Origin of the sequence: Synechococcus sp. WH 8109 (genome assembly GCF_000161795.2) — a bacterium.
Classification (GTDB): Bacteria; Cyanobacteriota; Cyanobacteriia; order PCC-6307; family Cyanobiaceae; genus Parasynechococcus.
The window spans coordinates 1712104-1738920 of the sequence record NZ_CP006882.1 but is presented as its reverse complement, the minus strand read 5'-3'; the positions used below and the strand labels follow the sequence as shown (position 1 = coordinate 1738920).

The window sequence follows — 26817 nt, the reverse complement described above, 5'->3', positions numbered from 1 at the left end:
GAATAAAAAAGGCGGGTCGTGCATTACCCGCCTTATCTAATTCTCCAGTCGAGCAAACTGGAGAACGCAATTCTCAAGCCATCAAAATGTAGGAAACTCGTTGGCAAGACTGTGGATTCAGTGCACACGATGAGAATTAATACCCAGGGCTGTAGTTAGGCGGTGACGGCTGGACCGGTCTCCACGTGATGCACGGGCTTCCAATTCCGGCAGCCGTCAGTGAGGCGCTGGCTCTCTCAACGCCCCTTATGGCTACTTACAAGCGTCCATTGAAGGAGCGGCGTGTTCTCTTGCGGTAAATGCGCTTAAAGCGGCCACCGCTCTTGCCACGAACGATTGGAAGGATGGGCTTCTTTGTCCACCAATCCAGTGCCTGACGCCGGGAAATAAATCCCCAGAGTGCTCTTAAGGGTTTCCACAAAGCCCCGGCACCAAACACCAGAAGGGCAACGAGCAGAAGAACGCCTATTACGTCCAAGAACATGGCTAGACGAGCGGTTGGCCCTCAGGCAGATAAGTGGCGTCGGCGATGGCTCGCAGCACCATTGAGCAGGCGGCGTCATCTGCCCCGTATTCATCTTTCCAGGTCTTCACCAAGAGCTTCAGGTCGTAGTCGGCTTGGTTCAGAAATTCGTCGGTCGGTTCCCAAAACGTGGGCTCATCCATGGCGGCGGGGTCTCAGTTCTTAGGTTGTAGCCATATTGAAAGAAAGCCCCCGCGGCAAGGGACATCTCACTCGACAAGCGATTGGAGATGTTTGCCGAAAGTGGGGACGAGCCGCCGGTTTTCACGTTCATCCACACCAGCTAAGGCACAGCCATGCCACACATGCTGTGCAGAGGGGCGTGGAGGTATTCACGCTTCAAGCCAACCTCGGTCACTCGTCGAGCGCGACGACTGGTCATTACGTCCCTAGTAATCCTCGGGACAGTTCTTCTCTTTGGCTTGGCTAGTCACTGCCCTGCCGTAATCGACGCCGTGCCGCCTGTTGGTTGATGGGTATTAGAAGTCCTCTGGGGCGGCAACACGAGCACGTCGCGGAACACTTGTTCCGAGAAGTTCAAATCTAGACTGGCTTTGTGGGGGCTAGGCCATCTCCTGTATTGGGAGACGGTCAGGACCCTCATTCCATCCGTTGGTATAGATATTAAGATCCAGAAAGGCAGTCAAAGGATTCGCTCAAAAGCAATCAGTGACTGGAACACAGGAACACAAATTCAAGCAATTGAGGAGGCTTGGTATGACTGGGAATGTCGGTGCGATTATCTAAATAGAGAATCAAAAATGTCACGAACTTCTCTCGAATTATGTGCGACAGGATGAGAAAATGCGACTGCTTTTGTCTGCATAGAAGTGTCGCATTCTACTTGAAGGCTGTAGAGCTTTGAGATGCTAGTACCCCATACTTTTACGACGGTTGAATCCTGTCTTGTTACTGAAGTTTCAAGGCCATGACTGTGCAAGGCTCGAAGCGAAGATCGCTCACATTCACGCAGGCTTTGCCCGTCGAGAGATCCAACGACCAACCGCATATCAGGAACACCGTGTGCTAAAGCACCCGATGCGAAAAACAGGCTCGCAGAAATAGTAGAGACGAGCTTTCTCATAAAAAGATATGTAATGTCTAGAGCATATCATGTTTAACAACTATGAGTAGCGGGATAACGCATTAGCTGTCTCAAATTTCTATCTAGCTCTGTTTCAGTCTGCAAGGAAGTCAAGTATCTTTTCGGTCCTGCTGACAGTTTTTTTGTAGAACTCCGTGTAACCGCACTTTGTGCATGAAACAGAGTCATACCGCTTATTTTCTATATCAAAGGCGCTGGACCAGAAATCACCAGAGACTCTGATCTGACCTATCTCATAGCTAGTGCTCCCGCACTTTGGACACGTATAGGAGGACTTCGTTCCTGCGGTCTTCGTGCTGAGATTGCCTATGCCATCGAAGGTGTCTCCATCCGTTTGAAATTCGGCGACCTTCGCCCCTCTTGGAGTCCTAAGGGTGATCAAACCGCCTTCATCGGTGGATTGGTCGATGTCCGGTGTACTGGGATCTCGGAAGTAGCCCTTTGAAATTGCGTAGGCAATGGCTTTATCGAATTTGTCTTTATCCACGAGAGGGGAGCCGGACTTAGTTGTTTTGTAGCTCCACTAGAGCGATTGAGTTGTTTGTTGTGACACGTGTCTACGGTTGTCCCCGCTGGTGACGGGCACATCGGCTGTGCCGCAGTCGTGTTGATCTTCCGCTGCGACTCACACGCGGACAGGCGCGGACATCCCGCTATGTCTGGACAAACCCGTTGCAGCACAGTGCGTCTACTGACGGCGGTCAGAAAAACACCGCATGCGCGAAACAAGGCGTTTTCGAGCACGCGGCGAGTGGTGTCTGTGTGTCCGTGGCACCGCGATAGCAGTGCCTGACTGGGCTCTAGGCGGACATCTCGCGATGTCCGTCAACGTCCGTATGTCTGTGGTGTGAGCGGTTTCGACTCGGCTATCTCGCCGATGCCTGCATCACGCATCGTCGTGACGATGTTCGTCCACAGCTTCGAAGCCTCTTTGCGGATGGGGTCTTTGCACTTGGTCTTGAACTTGTCCCAGGCCCATTCGACCGGGGCCAGCTCTTTGAACCTGGCAATCGCCTGAGCCTCTAAGTCGTCGGTGTTGGCGTGGAATCGCTCAGCCTCGACGACCAAGCAATCGATGATCGCCAGCGCAAGTCGGCTTACGGCAGCCTCTACCGCGGGGCTGAGAGGCGTTTCCGTAGGGTTGTCGACATGTTTAAGGAAGGCCCCCGCTACAAGGACAGTCCCGTCAAACCTGGCGGCGAGGTGTTGCTCGTGAATGCTCAGCAGCAGAAGGTGGTGCAGTTCACGCCAGACTCATCCACCGTCCATGCCGAATGGGTGGCGGTGCGCACCTACAGCTGGGTTCCGCCTAGCCCACCTGTTCCTCTCACCCGGCGACGGATGCTTCAGCACAACGCCATCGAGGCGTGGAACACCATGAAAAAGACGGGCTGGGGCCATGCCCCCCACCCGTCCGCTGACTTGTCGTAAGCGGATTTACGTCCAGTCAGTAGGAGGAATCCTTGAAGCCGTAGCGATTCATGAGTTCCTCGGTTGAGATAGGTGTGCCCGCCCCCTCCGCGAGCCCGGGGATGCATTTGAACTTGATTTCGCGGTAGAGCTTTTGGAGCGCAGCGCCGTTTTCTTCGCACTGCTCTATCGATGCCTGAGGCACCTGATCGGTAAAAGCAGCCCCCCTCGTAACGAAGAAAAAGATCAGGTAGATGACTTCCATCAACCGGCCATGATTGCGATTCCAACAGCGACAACCACTGCTGCGGCCAAGTACCAGATCCAGCTGGGGAGTTTCACAGTGCTGTCATCATCAGCAGTGCTGCGCCGGTCGGTTTTGATCTGACCGCATCGCACGAAGTCGTAGGGAGACTCCTCCCATGGCTTGAATCCTGCTGTGTCTTCTTCCAGTGCTGTCGTCAAAGCCTTCTTGGTTTTGAACGTGTCGCTGACATCTCCTGTGGGCTCGTAACCCGTGAGCATTTTCTTGAAGTCGGTTTTGTCCGCGACCTGGGGGGAATGACAGCGCCAGGCGAACCACTCCTTGCTTTCGGAATCGCCTCGAATGATGAAAATCTCGCCGTTGTCGGCCAGCGAGTTGTACTCCCCGAAGTGCTTCCCCGACGCCACGAACTGCTTGTAAGCGGGGAATGAGTAGATCTTTTCGGCGGTAACCGTTTTGAGGATCTTCGGCATGGGGAGCCGTCGTCTTCAGTAGCCTTCAGTTTGGCTACGTAACTCAGATTGCGTCGCCAAAGCGCTGCGGAGGCTGTTGCGCTGAGTGTCGAAGCGCAAAGAACGGTGAATTCGGTAGCGACCGTCGCAGACCAGGTCACCCCCTGAGAAATGAGAATCATTCGCGCCTTCAAGCTGTCGTTATGACTGAAGCGCTGAAACTCCCTTATTCGGTTCAAGGGCGCGGAACCGTTGAGTCCATTGGCAATCACTTTTATCGGGTTTGTGGCCCTACGGGCTGCACCGTTGTGATGGGCCTTTCCAATGCTCTTTATCTGAGCCGGAATGTTCCTGAATCAGCCTCCCCAGCTGACCCTTAGTACTCCCTGATGGTTCTGAGCTGACCAACCGCATGCGGGTGGAGCTGGTCAGCTCACAGCACTGGCGTCGCCGTCGTACCCATCATGGTCCCGACGCTAATCACCACAAGCACCAGAACACCGAAGCCACTGCCAAGCGAGTCGATCACCTCTAGGGAATGATCCTGGACGGGCAGTCCAACACAGTTTGTCTCATTGTTATGAGACAAACGTGGGGGGGCTCCAGAGCCCAGGGCTTATTTACTTCCGTAATCATCGTCAGACGGTTGTTCTTGCACTGGAATGACAGCAGTTGCGCGGCCTGTTCTGGCTCGCCATCCGTTGTAGTCAGCGATTATTCCGCTGCTGGACTCCATGATCAGACCGAAAGTCAGCATGAGCACGGCAGCTTGAAGCGTCGGGTCTAAGCGCCAACCCTGAAAAAATAAGATTGCTCCTGCTGCTGGTAAGCCGACTAGTCGTCCGACACCAGTGACGAACCGCAGGATCGTGCTGATAAGTACTTGAGGGGTGGTGTCTGCTCTTCTAGTCAACAGAAACCAAATTTGAAAGGCTGCAGAGGGAACGCTCACTAGCCATAGGACTAAGAGCAATAGTGCGCTTAGTGATGTCCAGTTCAAGGCATAAGCCATAAGTGGCCCTCGGCATGCAACCCATTCTGGCTAGTGCTTTATGTATGCCCAACAAGGACCGCAGCTGCTGGGAGGTGAAACAGAAACGCCAGGCCGTGTCCGACCACCAGCCCCTTGGCGAAAGTCAGAGTTGAGTACTGGTACTCGCTAAGGCCAAAACGCTTCCGCATCCGTTTGTGGAAGGTCCTGTCCCAGGCGATGGCTCTAGGATCAGGTTGGTGGTTTTGCTTTTCCTACCCATGTTTCGAGGGCTAGGGACAAGTGGTTAGGCCATCTAAATGTCCAATAAGAGCCGCTGCTTTCACGAACCGCCAGAAAAGGCTGGCGGTGAAGGTTGGCTGTAATACGAGCAGTAGCAAAATAGATATTGCCACGACACCTGCAATCCTCTGGCCTGGTGTTATCAAGGTGAAGTGACTAGCATCGTCTAGTTCTATCTGCTACATTGTCCTTGGAAAAGGTACCAATGCCAAATTTATTTGCCAAATCGATTATTTGCTATGAAAAAGTTTTATTTCGTTTTTGCCTTGATTGCAGCAGCAGCAGCGCCAGCCCATGCTGCTAGATATGATTTTGGACAGGGAGCAGCAGCTGTTGCATGTGTAATGCTGGAGTCAGGTTATAGCCAGAGCCAAGTGTATGAAATACTGGACAGATTAGATTCTCAAATTAGAAATAGTCCAACCCCCTATCGAGAGGAGATGCAAATGGTGGAGGGATTTAACTTTCAGGCTCGGAACAACCATTATGACTGCCCATTGAGGATTAGATTCTAGGAATTTGCGTTAAAATAGAGCGCAAATTCCTAGAATCAAGGAATCTCTTTCCCTAAATCTACTAATACCTCTTTTAACACTTTAGAGGTGCAACTCAATGAAGCGGAACGTACTTAACTTTCCTTTTATTGGGAGATGAGCTTAAACGCAGGTAGCGAGCCCCATTGACATTTGCCGCTCGATGGGGACTGGAATGTCTGCCAGCTAACGGGTCGCTCCCCCGTGCTGTCGCGATAAGTCACTCAGCCATAAGAGGAGAATCGCAGGTCGCGATGGCTACGAACAATCGACGTTTGAGCTCCTATTGGCTACTGAACTAACGCCATCGGCGAGACATCGCAGAAAGAGATGGTTTGGGCACGAGCTGTCCTTATCCAGCTCAACCATGTTTCGCAGCATCACCCAGTGCAGCTCTATTCACTCTGGTGGTGAATGTGATTATGGCTCCCGAAGGTGCCGGTTAACCTGGCTCCAATACAGAGCTTTGCCCGCGATTTGTTGCTGTAGGACCTCTTTGGTGCGATGTCGCTTCAGGATGGAGTTACTCGCGGGACGCGCCGATGGCGTGGACATATTTTTTCTGCCTCATCGCCGGAGGGGTGTTGATCACCCTTTCGATCGCTAGTGATGCCGATGCCAATTTGAACATCGAAGCTGATGGAATCAGCGAGGGTGGCAACCTCGCGGTGCTTTTCAGCACGTCGTTCTGGTCGTTTGGTTTGGCGGCCTTTGGTCTTTGCGGTCTGCTGCTGCAGTTGTTTCAGGGCTCCAACTCCTCAGCTTTCACGCTGCCATATGCCTTGCTGCTCGGATTGCTAATGGGTTGGGGAGCTGCCTCAACACTGCGGGTTCTGGCCCGCAGAGATCCCAACACGGTGGTGCGATCAGATGATCTGATCGGCAGCGAAGCCATTGTCACCTTGCCCTTGTCGTTTGACGAACGTGGGTTTGTGGAGCTTTCGGTGCGCGGCAGCTTGTTGCGCCGGGCCGCCCGTAGTGCCTCCAGACCTTTGGAGCGCGGTGAGCGGGTGGTCATTCTCAGATCTGATGGCCTAACTCTGATAGTCGATCCACTTGAAATGGCCGACTGAATAAATTCTGGCTATGGGAAGGCAAGTTTCATGCAGTTGGCATGCAAACCAGCCAGTCAACAGACCCGTTGCCCCTCTTAGCTCAGCGTCAATCCAGCAGCGACCCCGCCGGTGCTGTGGTGTCAATCGGCACCACTGTGTTTGTAGTGATCGTGGCGCTCACCCTGATCAGCCGCTGGATGATTCGTATCTGCCGGCCCAACGAAATGTTGGTGGTGACAGGATCGAAATCCAACCAGGGTGGCCAGGGCGTGAAGGGCTACCGGGTGGTAGCCAATGGTGGTTTCACCTTTGTGAAGCCAATTCTGGAAACGGCCCGTCGCATGGATGTGACCCTCCTGCCGGTGCTCGTGGAGGTCAGCAATGCCTACTCCAAGGGTGGTACGCCCCTCAACATTCAGGCGATCGCCAATGTAAAAGTGAGCACCGATACGGCGGTGCGCAACAACGCCATTGAGCGTTTCCTCGGGCGTGACACCAAGGAAATCGTACAAGTGGCGAAGGAAAATCTCGAAGGCAGCCTACGCAGTGTGCTGGCCCAGCTCACGCCTGAGCAGGTGAACGAAGACCGTCTGCGGTTTGCTGAGCAGATCGCCGATGAGGTGGGGGAAGATCTGCGTCGCCTGGGACTGCAGCTCGACACTCTAAAAATTCAGAGCGTGTTCGACGACGTTGACTACCTCAATTCGATAAGCCGCCGGCGCGTCGCCCAGATAGTGCGCGATGCCGAGATTGCTGAAGCCGAGGCGATTGGCCAAGCCGAGCGTATTGAGGCAGAGATGGAAGAAGTGGCTGAGGTGGTGCGCACCGAGGCGGAAACCGTGGTCTTAGCGAAAGACAACGACGTGCGCACCAAGGTGGCGCAAATGGAGAAGGAGGCCCGTTCCGAGGAGGAACGCACCGAGGCGGCCGAACTGGAAGCCCGCGCCAAGGCCGAACAACGACTGCAAAAGGTACGGGCTGAGCTCGAGCGCCTGCGCCTCAAAGCAGAAGCGGTACTGCCATCTCAGGCACAGCAAAAAGCACAGGAATTGCGGGCTCGTGGCCGGGCAGCCGCTACCGCTGAAGATGTGAAAGCCAGCGCTCTGGTGAACGATCTGCTCACCCAGGTTTGGGAAGACGCCGGCAGCACAGCTGAGTTGGTGTTTTTGCTGCAACAGATCGAAATGGTATTGCAGCAGGCCACCCGTTTGCCGGGACAACTGCAGCTCAAGCGCATCACGGCCCTCGATGGCAATGATGCCTCCAGCCTCGCCAGCCTTGTGGCCGTGAACCATAAGGTGGTGCGCCAATTCTTTGAGCAGGTCAAGGAGATTCTTGGCGTAGACCTGCTTGGCACCTTGTCGTCAACCGGAGTGAACTGATGTTTTTCGCCGTTGGAATCACCGGTGCTGCCGGTATCTGGGCATTCGTGACGATGCTCAAGCAGCTTTATTTCATCTGCCAGCCAAGTGAAGTGCTGATCTTTGCTGGTCTCAGTCGCACCACAGGAGATGGCCGCAAGGTGGGATACCGCACCGTGCGTGGTGGCAGTGCCTTGCGCATTCCAGTGTTGGAAGACGTAATGCGTCTCGACCTAAGCAATATGATCATCGAGCTGCGGGTGGATAACGCCTACTCCAAGGGAGGTATCCCTTTGAATGTGGCGGGTGTGGCCAACATCAAGATCTCTGGTGATGAGCCGGGAATCCACAACGCAATCGAAAGGCTGATCGGCAAAACCCAAGACGAAATCCGCCATATCGCCAAAGAAACCCTTGAGGGCAACCTGCGCGGTGTGATGGCCAGCCTCACACCCGAGCAGCTCAATGAAGACAAAATCACCTTCGCTCGCACTTTGCTGGAGGAGGCGGAAGACGATCTGCAGAAGTTGGGACTGGTGCTCGACACCCTGCAGATCCAAAACATTTCTGACGACGTGCGCTACCTCGATTCGATCGGCCGCAAGCAGCTGGTTGAGTTGAAGCGGGATTCGCGCATCGCTGAAGCCGAGGCCACGTCGCAGTCGGCGGTGAAGCAGGCCGAGAACGCTCGCATCACCTCCCTGCGGCGGCTTGATAAGGACCTGGCGGTGGCGACTGCCAACGCTCAGAAACGTATAAAGGATGCCCTCACCCGCCGTGAGGCCCTTGTGGCTGAGGTGGAGGCGGAAATCGGTGCCGAGCTGGCCAGGGCTGAGGCCGAACTGCCTGTGCAGCAGGAACGCATTAAACAGGTCACCAAACAGCTGGAAGCCGATGTAATCGCACCGGCTGAATCGGAGTGCCAAACGATGATGGCTGAGGCCAAAGGTGCCGCCGCCACGATTGTGGAGCAAGGCCGCTCCCAGGCGGAAGGTCTGCAGGACCTGGTTACGTCGTTGAAGCGTTCCGGCTCTGATGCCAAGCGCCTCTTCCTTCTTCAGAAGTTGGAGCCGCTGCTCACCATGCTCAGCGACACTGTCCAGCCCATCGAGGTGGAAGAAGTGGCCCTGATTGGTGAACGGGAGGGGCAAATGAACCTGTCGATAGCCACCCTGTTGCGCCAGCTGCAAAACAGCACCGGACTGCGAATCACCCAGTCGGATGGATCAACGTCAGATCACCCTAAGGCGGTGAACGAAAGGGGCGCTGGCGCTGACGGGCTCAACGACTAGGCCGCCTGCTGCGATTACGACCTGGGCGATCATGGTTGTTGCGCTCATAGCTGCAAGCGGTAGGTCGACCGGTCCGTCTCCGGCAGGTTTCTGCGGCATGCCTCTCTTTAAAATCGCCGGTATAGCCGCTGATCAATATCAACATCGCCACCAACAGCTCTATCAAACTTGTTCTAATACTTAAACGTTGCTTCCGCTAGGATAAGTCAGGACATAATTGAGATGTATGCTTTATAATCTAATGAAGTTTCTAAGCCTTTTTTTCTTGATCACATTGTCTTGCGGGCCGGCTTGGGCTGGTTACAATGCAATATTTTTTGCACCTAGAAACAACATTGTTGGAGCCTCTTATGGACAGGAGACAAAAGAAGAGGCACTAATTAAAGCGAAAAGGCAGTGTAGGAGACGAGGTGGTTTGGGATGCATTCAAGCTACTTGGTCGAATCGCTGCAGCTCACTCTACGTTTCACCACGCAGCGGGAAATATGGATGGGGGGCTAGCTGGGGCAATAGTCGTAAGGAAGCAAACTCAAAAGCCTACACAAGGTGCACGAAGAGAAATTTTATCTGCATTAGAAGAATCGCTGCCTGTGAAGATGCCTATGAAGACTAATTTTCCAAAGCTGATGGTGGCGCCACAATTGAGACGCCTTTCTATTTCAATGGTCGTGGAACTCAACACATCTTTTACTGTACTTAAGCTAACTACATAAGGCCTGCTGAGTTTTCTGCATTCTAAAAATATAGCTTGTAGTTAAATTAGGCGACCGATATACTTGTCCAGTCGAACAATATGACTCCTTGTGCCAGCATAGCGAGTCGTTTATTGACCCGGTATTTAAAAATTCAAGCCTTGATGGAGGCAAACTAAAATCTTGTCATATTTAGGGCAATAGTTTTTGAGAAAGAATGATATCGGGCGAACAAAGATAAAATGGTTGGGCTCGCTTCAGGAATAGGGACTCTTGACCTAAAGTCTTTTGGTAGCTTTTGTGGCGGAGCAAAATTTGCAATCATATAATAGATTAAATATAGATCTTCAAATGACCTCCTCCTCATCTACTCAGATCAATCTGGGTGCGTTTCAATCAAATGAGATTGGAACGATCGACGGGGCGGTTGCAACGGATGGCTTTATTGAATATTCTTTTAGCGTACCCGAGGCGATGGGAATTTATCTCACGCTAGAGGGTTTGTCAGATGACCTAGACTTGTCTCTATATAAGGAGAGCAACGGTTCATACAGCAAAATAAAATCATCAGATAATAGTGGAACAGTAAGCGAATCGTTCTTCAAGTATTTGTCTCCTGGCTCATACAAAGCTTATGTCCATTATTATGCGAGAGTATCTGGTAATGCTAGTAACAGTTATTTTAGCCTGAAATATGATTCAAAAACATTCCAGGACAATACAGTCCTTCCAAATGACCCTAGCTTTACAAATCAGTGGTATTTATTTAATACTGGACAAGGAGATGGATTGGACAATGAGGACATTTTTGCTCCTGAAGCCTGGAAGATTGCTTCAACAAGCCCCAATGTAACGGTAGCAGTCATCGATGGCGGCATTCAGACAACTCATCCGGATCTTAGTGGCAATGTATGGTTAAACCAAGACGAGATTCAGGGGAATGGAATTGACGACGACAATAATGGCTATATTGATGATATAAATGGATGGAATTTTGTTACCAATAACAATCAAGTTTTCCATCACTCGCATGGAACTCATGTGGCTGGGATTATTGGTGCCGACGGAAACAACAGTGTCGGCGTCGCAGGAGTTACATGGGACGTCAATCTGATGTCACTTGATGTCTTCAACACAAATAAAACAACGAGTAGTAGCTTGTACTGGGAAGCAGTTAATTATGCCGTCAATAACAAAGCAAGCGTAATTAATATGTCTCTGGGTGCAACCGCGAACATGACTTACGAACAATATAAAAGTCTATATCCAGAGGCAGATGCATTGGCCAGGCAAGTATTGCAAAATGCTGTCAATAATGGATGTACTGTGGTCATTGCAGCTGGAAACGAGGACAAAAGCTCTGATGGAAATTGGATATCAACACCAGCTATTTACAGTGATTTGTTTGAAGGAGTAATTTCAGTAGCATCAGTTGGAAATACAGGAAAGATCACTCAATACTCGAACTATGGAAGTAAAATTTCAATTGCAGCGCCTGGCGGTGATTTCTCAATTAGCGGTACAACTGGTGGAATCCTCAATACAGATAGCCAGAGCAATTATTCATGGAAACAGGGAGCAAGTATGGCTGCCCCTGTAGTTACAGGAGCTATCTCACTTATGTTGGGGCTTGACCCTGATCTACAGCCGGCCGAAATACAAACCATTCTTCAGAAGAGTGCTAAGCAGTATCGATCATTAAATGGCTTCGTGGAAAATGGTTACTTTTTAGACTTAGAAGGTGCTTTGACAATGGTTAACTCAATCGACTCTCTCTCTAATTCTGTCTACAGATTGTTTAATTCAACAACTGGAAAACATTTATTTTCCTCTAACCAAGGTGAGATTGATATTCTCACTGGACAAGGTGGAGATTGGAAAAATGAAGGCATGTCTTATACATCACCGGGAATAGGTACAGCTAATGTTTATCGGTTTTATGTGGGCAGCCAAAACCGACACTTCTACACAGCCAACGAAAGCGAAAGAGATGCAATTATTGCCAGTGACTCCTTTTCGTCTTGGCTTTACGAAGGCGCTGCATTTAACTGCTTCAGTGTAGACCAAAAGCCTAATTCTTCATTGGCAGTTGTAAGATATTTAGACCGTAATTCTGGATCTCATGTTTACTCAACAAGCCCTGTCGAACAATCAATTTTAGACAACTCCTCGAATTATTTAAATGAAGGAATTGCTTGGTATGGCGACCTGGCAAGCCTTGCATAGACAATATCGTTCGGTGATAAATGGGGAAAAATAAATTCACTGCGAATTGATGTATTGATTTTTTTATTGCCATGGCTTTTCTAAAAGGTTACCGGGAAAGCATTAAAAACTAGTCGCGGTTTGGTACTATTGTCATGCGTTCAGAGTTGCGCTATTTTCTAGATAGTGAAGGCATATCGATGTGGCTTCGCCAGCTTTTGCATCGAAGTCACTTCATTCCATAGTGTCCAACTTTTGGCAAACCCCCTAATGACCGAATCTACTTCTCAACATTAATCGCTATCAAATTCTATTTGCCCGACTGGGGTACTAGAAGTCAACTCCGATAAATGCAAATGACATGACTACTTAAAGTGAGATTTTATGTATTTGAAAAGAAAGCCCCGTCGTGGCTTTTTGGATTTGAGGCTTACTATTTAAATTAAAAGGGTTTATTGCAATCGTTTATTCATTGGACGAATATCCAATGAATGGTCGCCGTCTCAGCCACATTGCGAACCTGTCATCGGAACCAGCAGTTGGCTCAATGTATTGAGTCAACAATTTTGTCGTGGGCAGCCTCCACAGCCCTTTCAATCGCATCGCTAACCAAGCCACAATCGCGTTTTGCCGCAATATCAACCGCCGGGCCATCGGCCTAGGAGGGCGGGTCGGCACTTGCCTGTACATCCTGATGACTACGCACTGTACGTTCGTGTTCGCACTGTCAAGCTTGAAGTGAAAGAGCTTCTGCTGCTGCTCGAAATAGATCCAGCCATTACAACCAGCATTTTCTAGAGCTCCATAAAAGCCGCGGTCCTTGTTGGACAAAAGTCAAGTCCTCGCCAGAATGTGTGGCATACCTACGATTTTGCTAATGAAACGCCTTCTGCTGGTTATTTCGGCCTTGGTAGTTTCGTCAATCCCTGCCATTGCTTGGGAGCCTGGCGATGATTGGCGGGATGACCAATGCGAATCGGTTCTAGATGATGCTAATAGGGTGGCCGAGGTATGTAGGGGGGTTTTCAATGGAGGTGAGGTGTTTCTGGGTGTTTATTGGATGGACGGAGCTGAAGTTGTAGGTCCTTGTAAAGCCACTTCGAGTTGGCCAGTTGAATATCGTGGGCTTTCCAAAGCCGATGCAATTACCTGGCTTGAGGATTATTGTGGATGGTAATTTGTCAGATTATTTGACTTTGGCACTAACGTTCTTGTCTGCAAGTCCATGCGGTATATCGATGTTTGAGACCCTAAGTCCCTGTCTATAGATCTTTAGGTTCCGTCGCCGGGGGTTTATCAATGGCTATATTGAGCATCTTCTGCAACTGAAGTGGTGAGAAAATTCCTGCATGTCGGGTGTGGTCCACAGTCAAAAGAAAGCACGACTGCTGGTTTTAATACTGATGAATGGGCTGAGATTCGGTTTGATATTGATAAATCTGTGACTCCTGACTTGGTTGGAACCATGACTGACATGGGCTCAGTCATGGATGGTGAAGTCGATGCGATTTTTTCTAGTCATAATATCGAGCATTTGTACCCACATGAAGTTTTGCCTGCGCTGCATGAATTTCTACGAGTTTTAAGTTCAGGAGGATTTGCTGTTATTACCTGCCCTGATCTCAAGTCTATAAGTGCATTAATAGTTGAGGATAAATTAACTGATTCGGCGTATTCTTCTCCTGCCGGTGACGTTGCTCCTATCGACGTCCTGTACGGCTGGAGGAAAAGCCTTGCAAAAGGTAATTTATACATGGCACATAGATGTGGTTTTACAGAGAAAGTGCTCAGGGCTGAGTTGACATTGGCTGGATTTGAATCTGTAGCGACTGCTTCTCGTGGCGCGCCATTTTTTGATTTATGGGCAGTTGCTGTTAAAGAGAAAGTTTCTGACGACTTTCTTCGTGAATTGGCTTTGTCTCATTTCCCTCTGGGCTAGGATAAAGAAAAAATTCGTCAATTATTTTCTAATTTGGTTGGGCTGAAGTAAAATTTTTCTCCCAAAAATGCGACGATGTTTGCTGTTTGGCTTTTTGGGGATAAAGGGAGCTGGAGTAAGTTTGTGATGCGAAAAGAGAGTTTCGAGATCACTTGTGAGCTGGTCGCCAGCGGCATCGCTGACTGAACTTTACCCCTCACGACTTAGGTCGGGTCGAGGCGGCGGATCTTGCGGCACAACTCCATTGAGGCTTGGTAGACGATGCAGAAGACGGGCTGGAGACGCTGCCCCCCGCCCGTCAGGTAAGGACTCAACAATCGTTGTCGACCTTGTTTGCTTCGTCGAGATTGATGCAAGCTTATTTGTTTGCATGGAACAGCAGTGAGCTGTGCCATCAGGTTTTTTCGCTCTAAAGCTGAAAGCTCACCATTGATTTCCCACTTCAAGCAGGTTCGACGTTTGCAGCTACCTGTATGACCTTTGAGGACTTCAAGTATGCAGCCTCCTGTTGGCTGATTAACTGATGGTTGTGACGAACAAGACTTCCGAGTCCAGAGTCGAGTTGCCTAATTTTTTTGGTGGTGCTTTCTCAGTCCCCAATGTTGCAACGTCTCGGCTTTCGCGCCAACTACTGCTGGAATCGGTATTAGTTGAGCCAATTTCTATCCCTGGCCCAGGGAGAGAACCAATGTGCCGTCTGTGGGTTCTAGGGCACAACGGTGGCTGAGTCGTAACCTTCATCGCGCGACGCTAGGCGTCTCCGTCCATGCGCTGAAGAGTGAGGGAGACGCGAGCGAGGGAACCCGCTGGATTTCATCTCCTAAGGCGTGGCAGTGGTGCTCGCGCCAAGCCCATTTTCAGTAGGCCCTAAATCGCGCTCAATGAGGCTTAATACCTGATTGGTGTTTATGGGGTTATATATCGGCATCTGATGGACGACGGTTGACGAGACGCAGTGGTGCCTTAAATGCGTCGAGCATTTTCATGAGGGGGGATGGCTGAGGGGCATACCCCCTTTTTTTGTTGCCGCATGTGCGTTGATGCCATTAAGAGCGGAAGCATCCGCCCCATCCACTTGACTTAGTTTGAGTAGCTCACCCCGCGGTATGTAAGAGCGGTCACAGCGCGTGAGGTGCTGCTAATTGATGCCTGGTAAGCCTTGCCCATGTACTTGAGCTGAACAACGGTCTTCTCCTTTGGCTCGTTGCTCGTGGTGTACTTATTGCCGAGGAAATTGAGTTCCATTAGGGGATGGATGCAAACGCTGTGATCTCAGCGCAAGGCGCTTGCCAAAACAATGTTCCATCCGATACTTAATTATTTAGTGATAATTGCTTGTTGCTCAGCGGCTACAGTGAACGGCTTGAGTGTGTTTCGGCAAACAGTTTTTGATAGCAATTTTCAGTTGCTTGTCACAATTCACAGATGAAGAGCAGTAACTGCTGCTGTTGTTGCATCTGCTGTGATGCTTCACGAGGGACGCCATCTCATTGCCGCCTGCCCGTGCAAAAGCAGTCCGCAGGCTCCTCCACTTTGTTGTCCGGTAGCTGCAGTGATGCACTTCAACGGTGTGGCCCATGGCCGCGGTGATCAGGGTGTCGTCCTTCACGATTCCGTGCGCTCGAACGCCGAAGGTGTCTCGCAATGAGTAAGGCCGCAGCCACTCGCATTGGGCTTTGTATTCGGCCATCAGCCTCTGCCAGTGAGGCATGCGTCGCAGGACGTTCCCGAGAGTCTTCCCGGTCATTGGAGCTGCTTCAGTCCCATCACCCAAATGACTCGTGGGGGCTGGAAGGCTCCTTCAAAGATTTCAGGACAATTGATCTCCAAGTCCGCCTTGATTTGACCAGCCGCTTGGTGAAATCCCTAGCCGCCCTTGCAGTACCTGACCCTCTCGGGAGACAACGGTGGATCCCAACCAGTCCTGGGGGTCAACACGCAGATCGCTGAAGGGATGGTTTGAAGCAGCAAGCAAAACGCAATGACCAGCAAAGCGAAGCCTGTGCCGGGGGCGTGGATGTTGGCTTGGAACCAGGGTTTATGAGCCATGAGATCAGTTTGTCGCTGACATGGAACCGCGTCCTGCCAGATGCGCTCCAGAGTGTGACGCATCCTGATGGTGATATCGGTTGGGCGACAGAGGATCAGCTGATGTTGGCTTCTGGCTGAAAGCTCGGTTTATTGGGGCAACAGCTGATGCAACGTGGTTCGCACCCTCAAAGATCAATGGTTCGCGTTGGCGTTGGGAGCCACTGCGCTCATCGCATTGTTCTGGCTTGAGTTGCTGGCCACCTAACAAGGATTCTTGAAACCAGAAGTTGTCCTCATGCTGCTCTGTTGGGTTGATTGCTGTTGGGCTGCTGGTGACTTGTGTTCCGGCTGCTCGTTCTGGAGAGTGGGTGAGTTGCAAGCGCGATGCTTCCGCTTGAGATGTTGGTCTGTTTGGGATCGCTAGCGTTGGTTGATTCGTCGTAACAATCGGGTGAAGCACCAGTGGATTGTGATGTTGTTGTGGGCTCCAGTGGTGTTGTTGCAGGTGCCCTCATCGTTTGCGCATGCGTTGTTTGATCGACCCCCAACGCGGGTGATGATTCACAGCCCCGAATCAACCGAAGGCTTGCGCAATCGCACCACAATTACGGTTGTGGTTCCTGAGGATGCGGGTAATGCTTTGGGATCGATTGTTTTGCGGCAATTACCCAATCCAGATCAGTGGGACTGGGGGCGGTTGGAACCTCGTCTTTATCTCGGTGACTATTCCCTGCGCGGAAAAGGAACAATCGGATTGGCCTCCGCTGTTGTCTCAGAGGCTGAAGAGGATTTGACCATCCAATTCAATCCAGCGATTGAGCCGGGGCAAACCGTGAATGTTGTCTTCCGAGGCTTTAATCCTCAGGCCAGCATTTATCAATGGTCAACGGAACTCCGGGCGGATGGTGAAGATCCCATTCGTTATCTGGGACCCACCCTTCGTTTGGCCGTGTACGAGCAAGACCCATTTCGTTAGATATTGGCGCTCACAGCAAGTTCGGATAGGCGTTGAGAAGGCCCCAGATCACCAGTGCGGTGATTGAGGCAAAGATCACGGCTGTCCATGCCGCAAGATCGGCGTTGCTGCTGGACCCCTGCAGAAGCTGAAGAAGGCGTGCCATCAGAAGGAATGCGAGCCCTTCGGTTCTGGCTCAGCGGGAAGCCAAATTCCAGCCTTGTTTGCGCTTCCGCATACGTCTGATCCATCTCGCCGACTCAGGACGAACAGCTTCAGCAGTTTTAGTGGTACTCACCGGGGTGCTGAATTTTGGTGACGCTTACGCCTGAGGAGCTCTTGCCGGAGAACCGCAGCAGTTCATCTCCGGAGACCTCGTAGCCCAGCTGCTGGGCAATCAGGGCTGCAGCATCGGCGCTCACGGCCTGAAGTAGCTGCTCCCTGAGGGAAGGATCTCTGGAGATGTGGGCAAAAAATTGCCGGAGTTGGTCCGTGCTCATCCCGCTGGCGATGTTGTGCTGATTCTGATGGCTCTGTTGTTGCCCCTTGGCCTGTTGACTGGTGCGCAGATCAGGTCTGATGGGATGACGCAACTGGCGGTGTCAGGCGCTTCCGGCAAAACCGGATGGCGTGTGGTCGAGGAGGCGCTCCAGCGCGGTCAAGCGGTGCGAGCCATCGTTCGTCCCGCCTCCGTGTTGCCCTCTGCCCTGGCCCAGGCCGAGCAGGAGGGACGCCTGGAGGTGCGCCGCCTGGAGCTGGACTCAGCGGAAGCGTTGCTCCATGCGTTGCAGGGCTGCACGGCCTTGGTGATCGCCACGGGTGCTCGCCCTTCGATCAATCTGGCCGGTCCCTTGCAGGTGGATGCATGGGGAGTGCAGGTGCAGGTGCAGGCCTGCCGCTCTCTGGGGCTGAAGCGCGTGGTGCTGGTGAGCTCCCTCTGCGCTGGCCGTTGGCTGCATCCCCTCAATCTGTTTGGCCTGATCTTGGTTTGGAAGCGGCTGGGGGAGTGCTACCTGGAACGCAGCGGTCTTGATTGGACCGTGATCCGGCCTGGGGGGCTGAGTGAAGACGACAGCCGCAGCACCACGGAGGGAGTGCTGGTGACCGGCGCCGATCAACAACTGAGCAACAGCATTCCTCGCCGCCTTGTGGCACAGGTCTGCCTGGATGCTCTGGAGCAGCCTCAGGCCTGTGGTCGCATCCTGGAAATCACCAGCTCCCCAGCCCAGCCCCAGAAGACGCTGGCCCAGTGTCTGGATCAGATTCCCAGCCGCTCCCAGATCACGCCCAGATTCTCCTGATGTAGTGCGGTGCTGAAGCAGTCCGCCAGCTCCGCCGCGGAGAGGCGGCTGGTGACATCACCATCCGCTTCGAGGTTGGCGCGGAAGTCCCCGCCGGGGGTGTTCCAGGCGGTGTGGGCATTGCGTTGAACGACCCGGTATGCCTCCTCACGGCTCATGCCAGTGCCCACAAGAGCAAGCAGCACGCGCTGGCTGAACACCACGCCGCCATACACATTCATGTTGCGGTGCATGTTCTCGGGGTAGATCCCAAGACCCTTCACCACGCTGGTCATTTCCCGCAGCATGAAATGCAGGGTCACTGAGCAATCGGGAAGCATCATTCGCTCCGTGGAGCTGTGGCTGATGTCGCGCTCATGCCAGAGGGCCACGTTCTCAAGGGCAGCAATGGTGTAGCTGCGCAGTACCCGTGCCAGACCGCTGATCCGCTCGCTGCGGATCGGGTTGCGTTTGTGGGGCATGGCGGAGCTGCCCTTCTGCCCCTTGGCGAAGTTCTCCTCCACTTCCAGCACGTCGGTGCGTTGGAGGTTGCGAATTTCGGTGGAGAAGCGCTCCAGGGAGGCGCCCACCAGGGCGAGGGTCTGCACGTAGTCGGCATGGCGATCGCGGGAGATCACCTGGGTGCTGGCGGTGTCGGGGGTGAGCCCAAGGATCTCGCAGGTGATCGCCTCCACCTGGGGATCGGTGTTGGCGTAGGTGCCCATGGCGCCGCTGATTTGGCCCACGGCGACATCCTGCTCGAGGCGTTTCAGACGCAGCCGGTTGCGCTCGGTTTCGGCGAGCCAGCCGGCCACCTTGAACCCGAAGGTGATCGGTTCGCCGTGGATGGCATGGGAGCGGCCGATCATTTCGGTGCCCTTATGGGCCCGGGCCAGTTCGCGCAGGGCATCGGCCAGGGCATCGAGTTCGGTGCGCAGTAGGGACACGGAACGTTTCAGCTGCAGGGCCACGCCCGTGTCGAGCACGTCGCTGCTGGTCATGCCCACATGGATGTGACGTCCGGCATTACCAACGTGCTCATTCACGTTGGTGAGGAAGGCGATCACGTCGTGGCGCACCTCGGCTTCGATTTCGAGGATGCGCTCTACCTCGAAGCTGGCCTTGGCTTTGATGGTGTCGAGGGCCTCTTGGGGCACGCGGCCGAGCCTGCAGTTGGCTTCGGTGGCAGCGATCTCCACATCAAGCCAGCTCTGGAATTTCGCCTGCTCACTCCAGACGGCTCCCATCTCAGGAAGGGTGTAACGCTCAATCACCGGCGCGCTCGGTTGAACAACACAACAAATCTATGGGGCCGCCTCCGCGCGAGTTGATCTCAGCGCTGGACCTCAACGAGTCGCGATCCTCTCGGAATCTGACTTGTCTTGGTACCCGCCCCTGGATGTTCAGCGTTTAGCTCTCAAAAATGCTCTAAAGCATTCATCGGCCCCGAACCGATGGGGACCGGGCCAATCCTGAGCAATGATCTGGCGTTCTGAGCTCAGAGAGCCGTGCTGTCGCGGTCGCCGGTGCGGATGCGAACCACTGATTCCACAGGGCTGATGAAGATCTTGCCGTCACCGATTTCACCGGTGCGGGCGGCATCGGCGATCGACTTAACCACCTCTTCGACCCGGTCGTCCTCGACCACCACTTCAATCTTCAGTTTCTGCAGAAATTCAACGGTGAATTCCGAGCCGCGGTAGCGCTCCACCTGCCCTTTCTGGCGGCCGAAGCCCCGCACCTCGCTCACGGTCATGCCGATGATGCCAGCCTCAACCAGCGCCACCTTGACGTCTTCCAACTTGAAAGGACGAATGATTGCTTCGACCTTTTTCATGGGGGGAGTACGGATCTGGTTTCAAGGATGCCGCGGTTCTCAGAGCCGTGAGTGGCTACCGTTACAGAACGCTGTTGAAGCTTGACTTCCTAGGGTCGCTGATCAGAACTGGCCCCTACAGCCCTTTGACCCAGACCCCCCTCTATGGCGAACGCGCCATCGCCGAAGCTGAGCTGATCTGCTTCGACAACCCCCGGCCTGGGCGCCCCTACGAGGTGTCGATCGAGCTGCCGGAATTCACTTGCAAATGCCCCTTTTCCGGCTATCCCGATTTCGCGGTGCTGCGCCTGATCTATCAACCCGGGCCGCGGGTGGTGGAGCTGAAGGCGATCAAGCTATATGTGAACAGCTACCGCGACCAGTCGATCTCCCATGAGGAGGTCACCAATCGCATCCTTGATGATCTGGTGGCGGCTACCGATCCGGTGTGGATGCAGCTGGAAGCCGATTTCAACCCCCGCGGCAATGTGCACACCGTGGTGCGGGTGAGTCACGGCACCCGTCAGCCCTGCTGATCGACCACCTGCTGCATCAACTGAGGCAATTCAGTTGCGAAGGCGGCGAGGTTGCGATTGCAGAGGCCACCCACGCTGAGGGTTCCATCGGCTGCGATGGCCCACAGCTGCCGGGTGGCCACGAGGCTCAACCCACCGCCCACCAGCAGCACTGCGAAGCCCAGGTACACCAGCGGTACTCCGGGATCCCGTTTGAGCAGCAGTCCGCTGGCCGGCAGCACTGCATCCACCCGCATAGGCAAGCCCTTCACCTCAGCGGCGGGACCACCCGGTCGCAGTCGGGCGAGCTGCTGGCCGTCGGCATCAAACACTGTGGCGGGTCCCTGTTCGCTCTCCAGGCTCAGAAACACCGGTTCGGTTCCATCGGGGCGTGTGGGCAGTACCAGGCCCCAGATCTGATCACCCAGCTCCGGATATGTCTGAAGCGGCAGCTCCAGCACGGGGCTGCGCCCGATCTGCAAGCTGATCGTCGCCAGTGACCAATCGGCCTGGTAAATGGTGATGCCCCGGTGCCGAAGTGGGTGATTGACGCTGATCTCGGCATCTAAGCTTTGGTTGGGTCCCTGCAACTGCAGAGCGGAGCGGAACTGTTCCGTGCGGCCCGCCGGGTCCCGATCAATGGCGAAGCGGTTCAGGGTGATCGTCAGCTGACTGGTGCCATCGCGATCCAGCAGATCGAGGCTGCGGCCGGGGGCCAGGAAGCGCTCCAAGCGGTTCCCCGATAATGCCCCCCAGGCCGCGCCAAGCATCAGCAGCACCAGGCCCGTGTGAACCAATAGGGGCCCCACCCTGCCGATGGCGCCGCGTCGGGCCGCCAGCCGTTGTGGCTTGCGTTGCACTTCCCATCCGCCGGCTCGCAGCACCGTCTCCAGCTGCGTCAGAGCCTGGCTGGGGTCAGCGCAGGGCTCGCTTTCGGCGATGGCCAATTTGCTCAGCTGGCGTGTGGTGCGGTAGTCGATCCAGCGCCGGGCCGCTATTAGTGCTGGCCACTGACGACGCCAACTGCAAAGGATGAGGGCGAGACCTAGCCAGGCCAGCAGGGCCAGAAACCAGCCGCTGGAATACACATGATCGAGCTGCAACTGCAGCACTTGTTCGCCGTTAAGCAGGCCCAGCCAGGGGGTATCGGCATAGGCATCGATGTAGCTGGAGGGAGGGTCCCCCTGGGGGATGCCGGTGCCCACGGCACTGGCCAGGGCAATCAGCAGCAGCAGCACGATGGCCAGCCGCAGATCGCTGAGCCAGGCTGCCAGGCGTTTCAGTCGTGCCATTCCCATCAGCTCCAGCGGGCCAGCAGGGTGAGTAGGCCGCTAATGAGCAGCACCACTCCACTGGCTGGCGGCACCCAGCGACTGATGCCCCGCAGAGCGAGCAGCTTGGGAATGGCAGCTGCAAAGGTGCCCGCCAGCAGCAGGGGCAGCACCTGGCCGATACCGAAGCTGCTGAGCAGGGCCACCCCTGCTAGGGGACGTCCGCTCTGGGCAATCCAGCCCAGCAGCACCGCCAACACGGGGGTGGTGCAGGGTGAGGCAGCCAGCCCGAAGGCCAGTCCTGCTGCAACCGGCGCCAGCGGGGCCGGTACCTTCTGACGCCATTGCTCCGGGTCTGGACCGCTGGGCAGTGGAATTCGCAGCACACCCAGCAGGTTGAGCCCCATCGCTACCGCCAGGATCGCCACCAAGGTGGGGATCAGTGCCGGCACCTGGCCGTAGATCCGGCCCAGCAGTCCGCTGATGCTTCCCAGCACCACTAGGGCGCCGACGATGCCGCCGCAGAAGGCGAGGCTGCGCTGCCAGGCCGGTTGGCCATCGTCAAAGCCCGCCAGGTAGGCCAGCGTTACCGGCAGTAATGACAGGGAACACGGCCCAAGACTGGTAAGGGCGCCGCCACCAAACACAAGTGCCAGCGTCAGTGGACCTGGATCCGCCAGGGCGCGCTGAAGCAGCTGTTCGCCGCTCTGGGCCAAATCGGAGAGCAGCAGCAGGTCCACAGGTGCCCTTGAGTGTGGAAAGCCTATCCAGGCAAGCTGCTCACCAGACCAGGCTCAGCGTTGAAGCAACGACCGTTGGCGCCCCTTGGATCGTCGTCCCCCGATCAAGCCGGTGGATTCCAGTGAACAGCGGATCAGCAGGCCCAGGATCACCAGGCTCGACATAAGCGAGTTGCCGCCGTAGCTGATCAAGGGCAGTGGCAGACCGGTGGTGGGCATCGCCCCAGAGGCCACTGCGATGTTCAGGATCGATTGGCCCACCAGGATCGTGGTGCAGCCGATGGCCACGAGCCGGGCCTGGTTGCTTCGGCAGCGCAGGGCCACCCGCAGCCCCACCCAGGCCACCAGCATCAGGAACAGCAGCAGCAGCACTGAACCCACGAATCCAAATTCCTCGGCGAACACCGCGTAGATGAAGTCGGTGCTTTGGATGGGCAGATATTGGAGCTTCTGGGTGGAGAGGCCATAGCCCTGCCCCATCCAACCGCCTGATCCGATCGCCAGCAGGCTCTGCACCAGCTGATAGCCATCTCCCATCGGGTCGTTCCAGGGATCCAGAAACGACACCACCCGGATCCGCTGGTATTCATTGATCAGAATGCTTGCAGTGCCCATCAGCGATCCCGCCAGGGCGGTGCCCAACAGGCTGCGCCAGCGCAGCCCAGCCGCCAGGGCCACCATCCAGAGGGTGAGTCCCATCAGGGCCGCTGTGGAGAGGTTGGGTTGCTTGAGGATCAGCAGCAGGAGCCCGCCGAAGCTCCCCAGCCAGAGAAGCTTCTGGTCGAGGCTCATGCGGTTCCAGGGGGCGAACAGGTTGGAGGCCTGCAGCACCACGAAGGGTTTCACCAGCTCCGAGGGCTGCATCTGCAGCGGGCCCAGCACAAGCCAGCGGCTGGCGCCGTTCACCGTGGTGCCCATCACAAGGGTGGCGGCGATCAGCAGGCAGCCCATCCACAGCCCCGGGCCTGACCAGCGCAGCCATCGCCGCAGGTTGGTGGAGATCGTGATGCCCAGCAAACTCCAGCTGGCCAAGAGCCAGATCGCCTGCCGTTTCAAATAAAAACCGCCATCGCCCATTTCCCGTAGGGCCACCCACCAACTGGCGGACGCCAACACCACCAGCCCTGCCACACTCCAGAATCCCGCCAGCCCCATCAGCAGGCGAGCTTCTGCCGGCCAGAGCTGCCACGGCAAGGGAAGCAGCCGCTGAACCAGAGCCGACGTTTGAGTCTCTTGCTTACCCCGTCGTCTCGAAGCTCTTTGTAGGGCTGTCGCGTGACTCAAACGTTTGCTCAAACAGCATCAATGCTCCATTGAGCCGTGAAATGGTTGCTTTGCCAAGGCACTGATTGAACAGAATTGTTGGCTGGGAGTCTTTGCAGGACTTGGTGAGCAGCGGTTTCGCTTATGCAACGTTCAACCGCTCATGCTCGACTTCCCATTGCACGTGGGATCCCCAGGATTGCTGGCGCACCCAGCAGCGTCCGCCGCGGCAGTGAAGCACCTGGAAGGGCGGCAGGTCGCAGGGCTGGTTGTCGAGTCGCACAAAGCTGCCCGGCTGCAACAGCGGCACCACCTTGGCGGGTTGGGAGTGGTGGTTGGACACGTCCCTCGACGCGAATTGGGAAATCCTCCAGGCAGAACACGTTCCAGCAGCTGGATCGCCGGTTTTCTTCGGGATCGGTCTGCTTTTATGTCGCAATGGCGTCCAAACAGCGTCTTGATCTGGAACTCCTGACCCGTGGATTGGTCAGCTCACGCCAACAGGCGCAGCAATTGATTCGTGCTGGAAAGGTGCGGGATGGCTCCGGCACCCTGTTGGACAAGCCCGGAACGGAGGTGACGCCGGAGCGAGAACTGCGGGTGGAGCAGCCCCCCCGCTTTGTCTCTCGAGGGGGCGAAAAACTTCTGGCGGGCTTGAAGGCTTTCGCTGTGCCGGTGGAGGGGCGCGTCTGCCTGGACGGCGGCATCTCTACAGGGGGATTCACCGATTGCCTGTTGCAGCATGGTGCTACTCGTGTTTATGGCGTTGATGTGGGTTACGGCCAGACGGCCTGGAGCTTGCGTACCGACGAACGGGTGGTGCTGCGGGAACGCACCAACTTGCGCCATCTGCAGCCCGATGATCTCTATGGGGCTGACGATCCCTGGCCCAGTTTGGCGGTCACCGATGTGTCGTTCATTTCCCTGCGGCTGATTCTTCCGGCGTTGCGCCGGTTGTTGCGGGGTCCCGACACCGACGCGCTGGTGCTGGTGAAGCCGCAGTTTGAGGTGGGCAAGAGCCGCGTTGGCAAGGGCGGCGTGGTGCGTGACCCCGCGGCCCATCGGGATGCCATTCAATCTGTGATTGCAGCGGCAGCAGAATCGGGTTGGCAGCCCCAGGGCTTGGTGGCTTCGCCGATCACTGGACCGGCCGGCAACCACGAGTACGTGCTTTGGTTGGGGGAGGGAGATGCCGCTGTTCTTCCGGATTTCGATGCTTTGGTGGCGCAGACCCTCAAAGGTTGATGGCCAACAAGAAAGCCCGGTGTTGAACCGGGCTAGAAACTTGCTTTGGAGCGGAGTTCAGTTGCCGACGTTGACCTGCTGACCCCCGGTGCAGAGCTCCACCTTGATGATACGGCCACCCTGTTTTTGGATGCGCTGCTGTTCAGCGAACCAGCTGTCGTAGGGGACCCACTTGGTGAAGAAGGTGTTCTGCAATTCGCGCTGCGTCCGAACCTTTTCAGGGCTGGGAATGCAGGCGGTGACTTTGAACAACCGCATGGGGCTCAGTTGCCGAGACCGGAGCAGATGTAGTCGAAGTAGACACCCATTTCCTTACCTGCATCAGGACCGACCAGTCCGGCGGTGACTTCCTTCATTGCCTGGATGGCCTGAACGGTGGCGCCGATTGGCACACCCAGGGAGTTGTAGGTCTCCTTGAGGCCGTTCAGAACTCGCTCATCAAGGATTGAGGTGTCGCCAGCGAGCATGGCGTAGGTGGAATAACGCAGGTAGTAATCCAGGTCGCGGATGCAGGCTGCGTAGCGGCGGGTGGTGTACATGTTGCCGCCGGGACGGGTGATGTCCGAGTAGAGCAGGGCCTTGGCTACGGCATCGCGGATGATCGCCGAAGCATTGGCGCTGATGGTGGCAGCAGCGCGGACGCGCAGTTCACCGCTGGCGAAATACGACTCGAGGCTGCCCATCGAAGCCGTGTCCAGGTAGAGGCCCTGGACGTCCGACTTGTTGATGACGTTGGTGATGGCGTCTTGCATGGATCCGTGAGGAGGCGAGGGAGAAAATCAGCGTGCGGTTCAGGCGAGGGCGCCAACCACGTAGTCGAAGTAAGTGCCGGCTTCCTCTGCATCGGCTCCGGTGAGGAGGCCCATGGCGACGATCTTCATTTCGCGCACGGATTCAGCCAATGCTTCGAGGGGAGTGCCCAGGGAGCGGTAGAGCTCTTTCGCGCCAATCACGCCGATCTCTTCGATCGGAGTGACGTCACCGGCAACGATGCCGTAGGTGACGAGGCGGAGGTAATAATCCATGTCGCGCAGACATGTGGCAGTCATCTCTTCGCCGTAGGCATTGCCGCCGGGGGAGATGACGTCGGGACGCTTCTGGAACAGCTGACCACCAGCCTGCTTGACGATGCGCTCGCGGCTCTCGCACAGGACCTGGGCCACGCGCAGACGGCGTTGACCGCCGGTGACGAAGGCTTTGATCTGGTCGAGTTCGCCAGGGCTGAGGTAGCGGGCTTCGGCGTCCGCGTTGATGATCGAGTTGGAGACGATGCTCATGCAGTTCTGCCTCGAAACAAGCGGCCGCCCGTAGGAGACCGGTATCCGGTGAATAAGGGGTGATCCCGAGGGATCGCGTCCCAGACTATAAGGCTGGGACAGGGGGTCGAAGCGTTGGGAGTGAGACTTGTTCACATCGGTCAACACTGACCGGGGTGAGCTCGCTCCCTTGGATTCGGCTGATGCATTCTGCGCTGGCGATGGCCAGGGAAATTTGGCTGGGTAACAGTTCTTCACGGCGCGTCTGTTTTGCGGAGAAGCCTTGGCATCATTGCGATCTGCGAGATCGCCCCTGAGTGCTTGCAACACACAAAAATGA

At 55.1% G+C, this 26817-nt stretch carries 31 protein-coding genes; 13 read left to right on the top strand and 18 right to left on the bottom strand.

Features of this window, described 5'->3' with window-relative positions:
- Positions 1–486: 486 nt before the first annotated feature.
- A complete protein-coding gene (locus Syncc8109_RS09425; RefSeq protein WP_006851944.1) occupies positions 487–666 on the bottom strand; it encodes a hypothetical protein in 180 nt (59 codons plus the stop codon).
- A gap of 35 nt (positions 667–701) precedes the next feature.
- Between Syncc8109_RS09425 and Syncc8109_RS11915 the strand changes: the two genes are divergently transcribed.
- The gene (locus tag Syncc8109_RS11915; protein WP_071823085.1) at positions 702–953 is read left to right on the top strand and encodes a site-specific integrase; all 252 of its coding nucleotides are present in this window, start codon (positions 702–704) and stop codon (positions 951–953) included.
- 748 nt (positions 954–1701) lie between these two features.
- On the opposite strand, the gene Syncc8109_RS12960 is transcribed toward Syncc8109_RS11915, so the two are convergent.
- Positions 1702–2115, bottom strand: a complete 414-nt coding sequence (locus Syncc8109_RS12960) for a zinc ribbon domain-containing protein (RefSeq protein ID WP_025362504.1) — start codon at positions 2113–2115, stop codon at positions 1702–1704.
- Between the two features lie 338 nt (positions 2116–2453).
- A complete protein-coding gene (locus tag Syncc8109_RS09415; RefSeq protein WP_006849938.1) occupies positions 2454–2696 on the bottom strand; it encodes a hypothetical protein in 243 nt (80 codons plus the stop codon).
- Here Syncc8109_RS09415 and Syncc8109_RS09410 point away from each other — a divergent pair.
- The gene (locus Syncc8109_RS09410) at positions 2670–3059 is read left to right on the top strand and encodes a DUF1651 domain-containing protein (RefSeq protein ID WP_232202416.1); all 390 of its coding nucleotides are present in this window, start codon (positions 2670–2672) and stop codon (positions 3057–3059) included. The two genes, Syncc8109_RS09415 and Syncc8109_RS09410, sit on opposite strands and share 27 nt — an antisense overlap.
- A 16-nt stretch (positions 3060–3075) precedes the next feature.
- On the opposite strand, the gene Syncc8109_RS09405 is transcribed toward Syncc8109_RS09410, so the two are convergent.
- Entirely contained in the window at positions 3076–3303 is a 228-nt protein-coding gene (locus tag Syncc8109_RS09405; protein WP_006850128.1) for a hypothetical protein, read from the bottom strand.
- Entirely contained in the window at positions 3303–3776 is a 474-nt protein-coding gene (locus Syncc8109_RS09400) for a hypothetical protein (RefSeq protein ID WP_006850719.1), read from the bottom strand. Before Syncc8109_RS09400 ends, Syncc8109_RS09405 begins: the two co-directional genes overlap by 1 nt.
- Positions 3777–6103: 2327 nt before the next feature.
- Here Syncc8109_RS09400 and Syncc8109_RS09395 point away from each other — a divergent pair.
- The 6 genes from Syncc8109_RS09395 (at position 6104) to Syncc8109_RS11900 (ending at position 14105) form a co-directional block, all read left to right on the top strand.
- Positions 6104–6634 carry an NfeD family protein gene (locus Syncc8109_RS09395; protein WP_025362503.1) on the top strand — a complete coding sequence of 177 codons (531 nt, stop codon included), beginning with the start codon at positions 6104–6106 and terminating at the stop codon, positions 6632–6634.
- Positions 6635–6675: 41 nt separating this feature from the next.
- Complete coding sequence (locus tag Syncc8109_RS09390) at positions 6676–7998, top strand: flotillin family protein (protein ID WP_006851384.1); 1323 nt, start codon at positions 6676–6678, stop codon at positions 7996–7998.
- The gene (locus Syncc8109_RS09385) at positions 7998–9269 is read left to right on the top strand and encodes a flotillin family protein (protein WP_006852096.1); all 1272 of its coding nucleotides are present in this window, start codon (positions 7998–8000) and stop codon (positions 9267–9269) included. The genes Syncc8109_RS09390 and Syncc8109_RS09385 overlap by 1 nt, the downstream gene beginning before the upstream one ends.
- 226 nt (positions 9270–9495) lie before the next feature.
- On the top strand, positions 9496–9882 hold the full coding sequence (locus Syncc8109_RS13185; RefSeq protein WP_071823084.1) for a DUF4189 domain-containing protein: 387 nt from the start codon (positions 9496–9498) through the stop codon (positions 9880–9882).
- Between the two features lie 430 nt (positions 9883–10312).
- Positions 10313–12187, top strand: coding sequence for a S8 family serine peptidase (locus Syncc8109_RS11905; RefSeq protein ID WP_006852113.1), 1875 nt, complete (start codon positions 10313–10315; stop codon positions 12185–12187).
- Between the two features lie 1312 nt (positions 12188–13499).
- Positions 13500–14105, top strand: coding sequence for a methyltransferase domain-containing protein (locus Syncc8109_RS11900; protein WP_006850910.1), 606 nt, complete (start codon positions 13500–13502; stop codon positions 14103–14105).
- 1080 nt (positions 14106–15185) lie between these two features.
- Here Syncc8109_RS11900 and Syncc8109_RS11895 read toward each other — a convergent pair.
- Both Syncc8109_RS11895 and Syncc8109_RS12955 read right to left on the bottom strand, forming a co-directional pair.
- Complete coding sequence (locus Syncc8109_RS11895) at positions 15186–15350, bottom strand: DUF4278 domain-containing protein (RefSeq protein ID WP_006851447.1); 165 nt, start codon at positions 15348–15350, stop codon at positions 15186–15188.
- A gap of 97 nt (positions 15351–15447) precedes the next feature.
- Positions 15448–15795, bottom strand: a complete 348-nt coding sequence (locus tag Syncc8109_RS12955; protein WP_232202415.1) for a hypothetical protein — start codon at positions 15793–15795, stop codon at positions 15448–15450.
- 269 nt (positions 15796–16064) lie between these two features.
- Here Syncc8109_RS12955 and Syncc8109_RS09370 point away from each other — a divergent pair, with 269 nt between their 5' ends.
- Entirely contained in the window at positions 16065–16274 is a 210-nt protein-coding gene (locus Syncc8109_RS09370; protein WP_025362500.1) for a hypothetical protein, read from the top strand.
- A gap of 418 nt (positions 16275–16692) precedes the next feature.
- Positions 16693–17112 (top strand): DUF2808 domain-containing protein, encoded by a 420-nt coding sequence (locus Syncc8109_RS09365; RefSeq protein WP_232202414.1) that lies wholly within the window; start codon positions 16693–16695, stop codon positions 17110–17112.
- Between the two features lie 10 nt (positions 17113–17122).
- Here Syncc8109_RS09365 and Syncc8109_RS13105 read toward each other — a convergent pair whose 3' ends face one another.
- Positions 17123–17257, bottom strand: coding sequence for a hypothetical protein (locus tag Syncc8109_RS13105; protein WP_006851633.1), 135 nt, complete (start codon positions 17255–17257; stop codon positions 17123–17125).
- Positions 17258–17375: 118 nt separating this feature from the next.
- Entirely contained in the window at positions 17376–17684 is a 309-nt protein-coding gene (locus Syncc8109_RS09360) for a Nif11-like leader peptide family natural product precursor (RefSeq protein ID WP_232202413.1), read from the bottom strand.
- Between Syncc8109_RS09360 and Syncc8109_RS09355 the strand changes: the two genes are divergently transcribed.
- The gene (locus tag Syncc8109_RS09355) at positions 17676–18392 is read left to right on the top strand and encodes an SDR family oxidoreductase (protein ID WP_025362499.1); all 717 of its coding nucleotides are present in this window, start codon (positions 17676–17678) and stop codon (positions 18390–18392) included. The genes Syncc8109_RS09360 and Syncc8109_RS09355 overlap by 9 nt on opposite strands.
- On the opposite strand, the gene purB is transcribed toward Syncc8109_RS09355, so the two are convergent.
- The gene (purB, locus tag Syncc8109_RS09350; RefSeq protein WP_006849688.1) at positions 18350–19645 is read right to left on the bottom strand and encodes an adenylosuccinate lyase; all 1296 of its coding nucleotides are present in this window, start codon (positions 19643–19645) and stop codon (positions 18350–18352) included. The two genes, Syncc8109_RS09355 and purB, sit on opposite strands and share 43 nt — an antisense overlap.
- A gap of 224 nt (positions 19646–19869) precedes the next feature.
- Positions 19870–20208 (bottom strand): P-II family nitrogen regulator, encoded by a 339-nt coding sequence (locus Syncc8109_RS09345; RefSeq protein WP_006851285.1) that lies wholly within the window; start codon positions 20206–20208, stop codon positions 19870–19872.
- 125 nt (positions 20209–20333) lie between these two features.
- On the opposite strand from Syncc8109_RS09345, the gene queF reads away from it, so the two are divergent.
- The gene (gene queF / locus Syncc8109_RS09340; protein ID WP_006851779.1) at positions 20334–20723 is read left to right on the top strand and encodes a preQ(1) synthase; all 390 of its coding nucleotides are present in this window, start codon (positions 20334–20336) and stop codon (positions 20721–20723) included.
- Here queF and Syncc8109_RS09335 read toward each other — a convergent pair.
- The 4 genes from Syncc8109_RS09335 to Syncc8109_RS09320 all read right to left on the bottom strand — a co-directional run bounded on the left by Syncc8109_RS09335 (position 20711) and on the right by Syncc8109_RS09320 (position 24319).
- On the bottom strand, positions 20711–21994 hold the full coding sequence (locus Syncc8109_RS09335) for a cytochrome c biogenesis protein ResB (protein ID WP_006850873.1): 1284 nt from the start codon (positions 21992–21994) through the stop codon (positions 20711–20713). The two genes, queF and Syncc8109_RS09335, sit on opposite strands and share 13 nt — an antisense overlap.
- 5 nt (positions 21995–21999) lie before the next feature.
- A complete protein-coding gene (locus Syncc8109_RS09330) occupies positions 22000–22713 on the bottom strand; it encodes a cytochrome c biogenesis CcdA family protein (protein ID WP_006849940.1) in 714 nt (237 codons plus the stop codon).
- 54 nt (positions 22714–22767) lie between these two features.
- Positions 22768–24009 carry an FtsW/RodA/SpoVE family cell cycle protein gene (locus tag Syncc8109_RS09325; RefSeq protein WP_369792011.1) on the bottom strand — a complete coding sequence of 414 codons (1242 nt, stop codon included), beginning with the start codon at positions 24007–24009 and terminating at the stop codon, positions 22768–22770.
- Between the two features lie 109 nt (positions 24010–24118).
- Entirely contained in the window at positions 24119–24319 is a 201-nt protein-coding gene (locus tag Syncc8109_RS09320; RefSeq protein ID WP_025362497.1) for a hypothetical protein, read from the bottom strand.
- A gap of 95 nt (positions 24320–24414) precedes the next feature.
- Between Syncc8109_RS09320 and Syncc8109_RS09315 the strand changes: the two genes are divergently transcribed.
- Entirely contained in the window at positions 24415–25221 is an 807-nt protein-coding gene (locus Syncc8109_RS09315; protein ID WP_006850501.1) for a TlyA family RNA methyltransferase, read from the top strand.
- A 57-nt stretch (positions 25222–25278) separates the two neighbouring features.
- On the opposite strand, the gene Syncc8109_RS09310 is transcribed toward Syncc8109_RS09315, so the two are convergent.
- The 3 genes from Syncc8109_RS09310 to Syncc8109_RS09300 are packed head-to-tail and all read right to left on the bottom strand — an operon-like array spanning position 25279 to position 26498.
- On the bottom strand, positions 25279–25479 hold the full coding sequence (locus tag Syncc8109_RS09310) for a phycobilisome linker polypeptide (RefSeq protein WP_006851140.1): 201 nt from the start codon (positions 25477–25479) through the stop codon (positions 25279–25281).
- 5 nt (positions 25480–25484) lie between these two features.
- Positions 25485–25973: an allophycocyanin subunit beta gene (gene apcB / locus Syncc8109_RS09305; protein WP_006849956.1), complete on the bottom strand. Its 489-nt coding sequence runs from the start codon at positions 25971–25973 to the stop codon at positions 25485–25487.
- A 39-nt stretch (positions 25974–26012) separates the two neighbouring features.
- A complete protein-coding gene (locus tag Syncc8109_RS09300) occupies positions 26013–26498 on the bottom strand; it encodes an allophycocyanin subunit alpha (protein ID WP_006849995.1) in 486 nt (161 codons plus the stop codon).
- Between the last annotated feature and the right edge of the window lie 319 nt (positions 26499–26817).

What these genes read in the sequence shown, in the direction of transcription:
- Syncc8109_RS11905 (WP_006852113.1), top strand. Translation starts at nt 10,313, where the DNA reads ATGACCTCCTCCTCATCTACTCAGATCAATCTGGGTGCGTTTCAATCA.
- Syncc8109_RS09405 (WP_006850128.1), bottom strand. Translation starts at nt 3,303, where the DNA reads ATGGAAGTCATCTACCTGATCTTTTTCTTCGTTACGAGGGGGGCTGCT.
- Syncc8109_RS09315 (WP_006850501.1), top strand. Translation starts at nt 24,415, where the DNA reads ATGGCGTCCAAACAGCGTCTTGATCTGGAACTCCTGACCCGTGGATTG.
- Syncc8109_RS09365 (WP_232202414.1), top strand. Translation starts at nt 16,693, where the DNA reads ATGATTCACAGCCCCGAATCAACCGAAGGCTTGCGCAATCGCACCACA.
- Syncc8109_RS13105 (WP_006851633.1), bottom strand. Translation starts at nt 17,257, where the DNA reads ATGGCACGCCTTCTTCAGCTTCTGCAGGGGTCCAGCAGCAACGCCGAT.
- Syncc8109_RS09390 (WP_006851384.1), top strand. Translation starts at nt 6,676, where the DNA reads ATGCAAACCAGCCAGTCAACAGACCCGTTGCCCCTCTTAGCTCAGCGT.
- Syncc8109_RS13185 (WP_071823084.1), top strand. Translation starts at nt 9,496, where the DNA reads ATGCTTTATAATCTAATGAAGTTTCTAAGCCTTTTTTTCTTGATCACA.
- Syncc8109_RS09335 (WP_006850873.1), bottom strand. Translation starts at nt 21,994, where the DNA reads ATGGCACGACTGAAACGCCTGGCAGCCTGGCTCAGCGATCTGCGGCTG.
- Syncc8109_RS09310 (WP_006851140.1), bottom strand. Translation starts at nt 25,479, where the DNA reads ATGCGGTTGTTCAAAGTCACCGCCTGCATTCCCAGCCCTGAAAAGGTT.
- Syncc8109_RS09355 (WP_025362499.1), top strand. Translation starts at nt 17,676, where the DNA reads ATGACGCAACTGGCGGTGTCAGGCGCTTCCGGCAAAACCGGATGGCGT.
- apcB (WP_006849956.1), bottom strand. Translation starts at nt 25,973, where the DNA reads ATGCAAGACGCCATCACCAACGTCATCAACAAGTCGGACGTCCAGGGC.
- Syncc8109_RS09395 (WP_025362503.1), top strand. Translation starts at nt 6,104, where the DNA reads ATGGCGTGGACATATTTTTTCTGCCTCATCGCCGGAGGGGTGTTGATC.
- Syncc8109_RS09300 (WP_006849995.1), bottom strand. Translation starts at nt 26,498, where the DNA reads ATGAGCATCGTCTCCAACTCGATCATCAACGCGGACGCCGAAGCCCGC.
- Syncc8109_RS09400 (WP_006850719.1), bottom strand. Translation starts at nt 3,776, where the DNA reads ATGCCGAAGATCCTCAAAACGGTTACCGCCGAAAAGATCTACTCATTC.
- Syncc8109_RS09385 (WP_006852096.1), top strand. Translation starts at nt 7,998, where the DNA reads ATGTTTTTCGCCGTTGGAATCACCGGTGCTGCCGGTATCTGGGCATTC.
- Syncc8109_RS11895 (WP_006851447.1), bottom strand. Translation starts at nt 15,350, where the DNA reads ATGGAACTCAATTTCCTCGGCAATAAGTACACCACGAGCAACGAGCCA.
- Syncc8109_RS12955 (WP_232202415.1), bottom strand. Translation starts at nt 15,795, where the DNA reads ATGGCCGAATACAAAGCCCAATGCGAGTGGCTGCGGCCTTACTCATTG.
- Syncc8109_RS09345 (WP_006851285.1), bottom strand. Translation starts at nt 20,208, where the DNA reads ATGAAAAAGGTCGAAGCAATCATTCGTCCTTTCAAGTTGGAAGACGTC.
- Syncc8109_RS09425 (WP_006851944.1), bottom strand. Translation starts at nt 666, where the DNA reads ATGGATGAGCCCACGTTTTGGGAACCGACCGACGAATTTCTGAACCAA.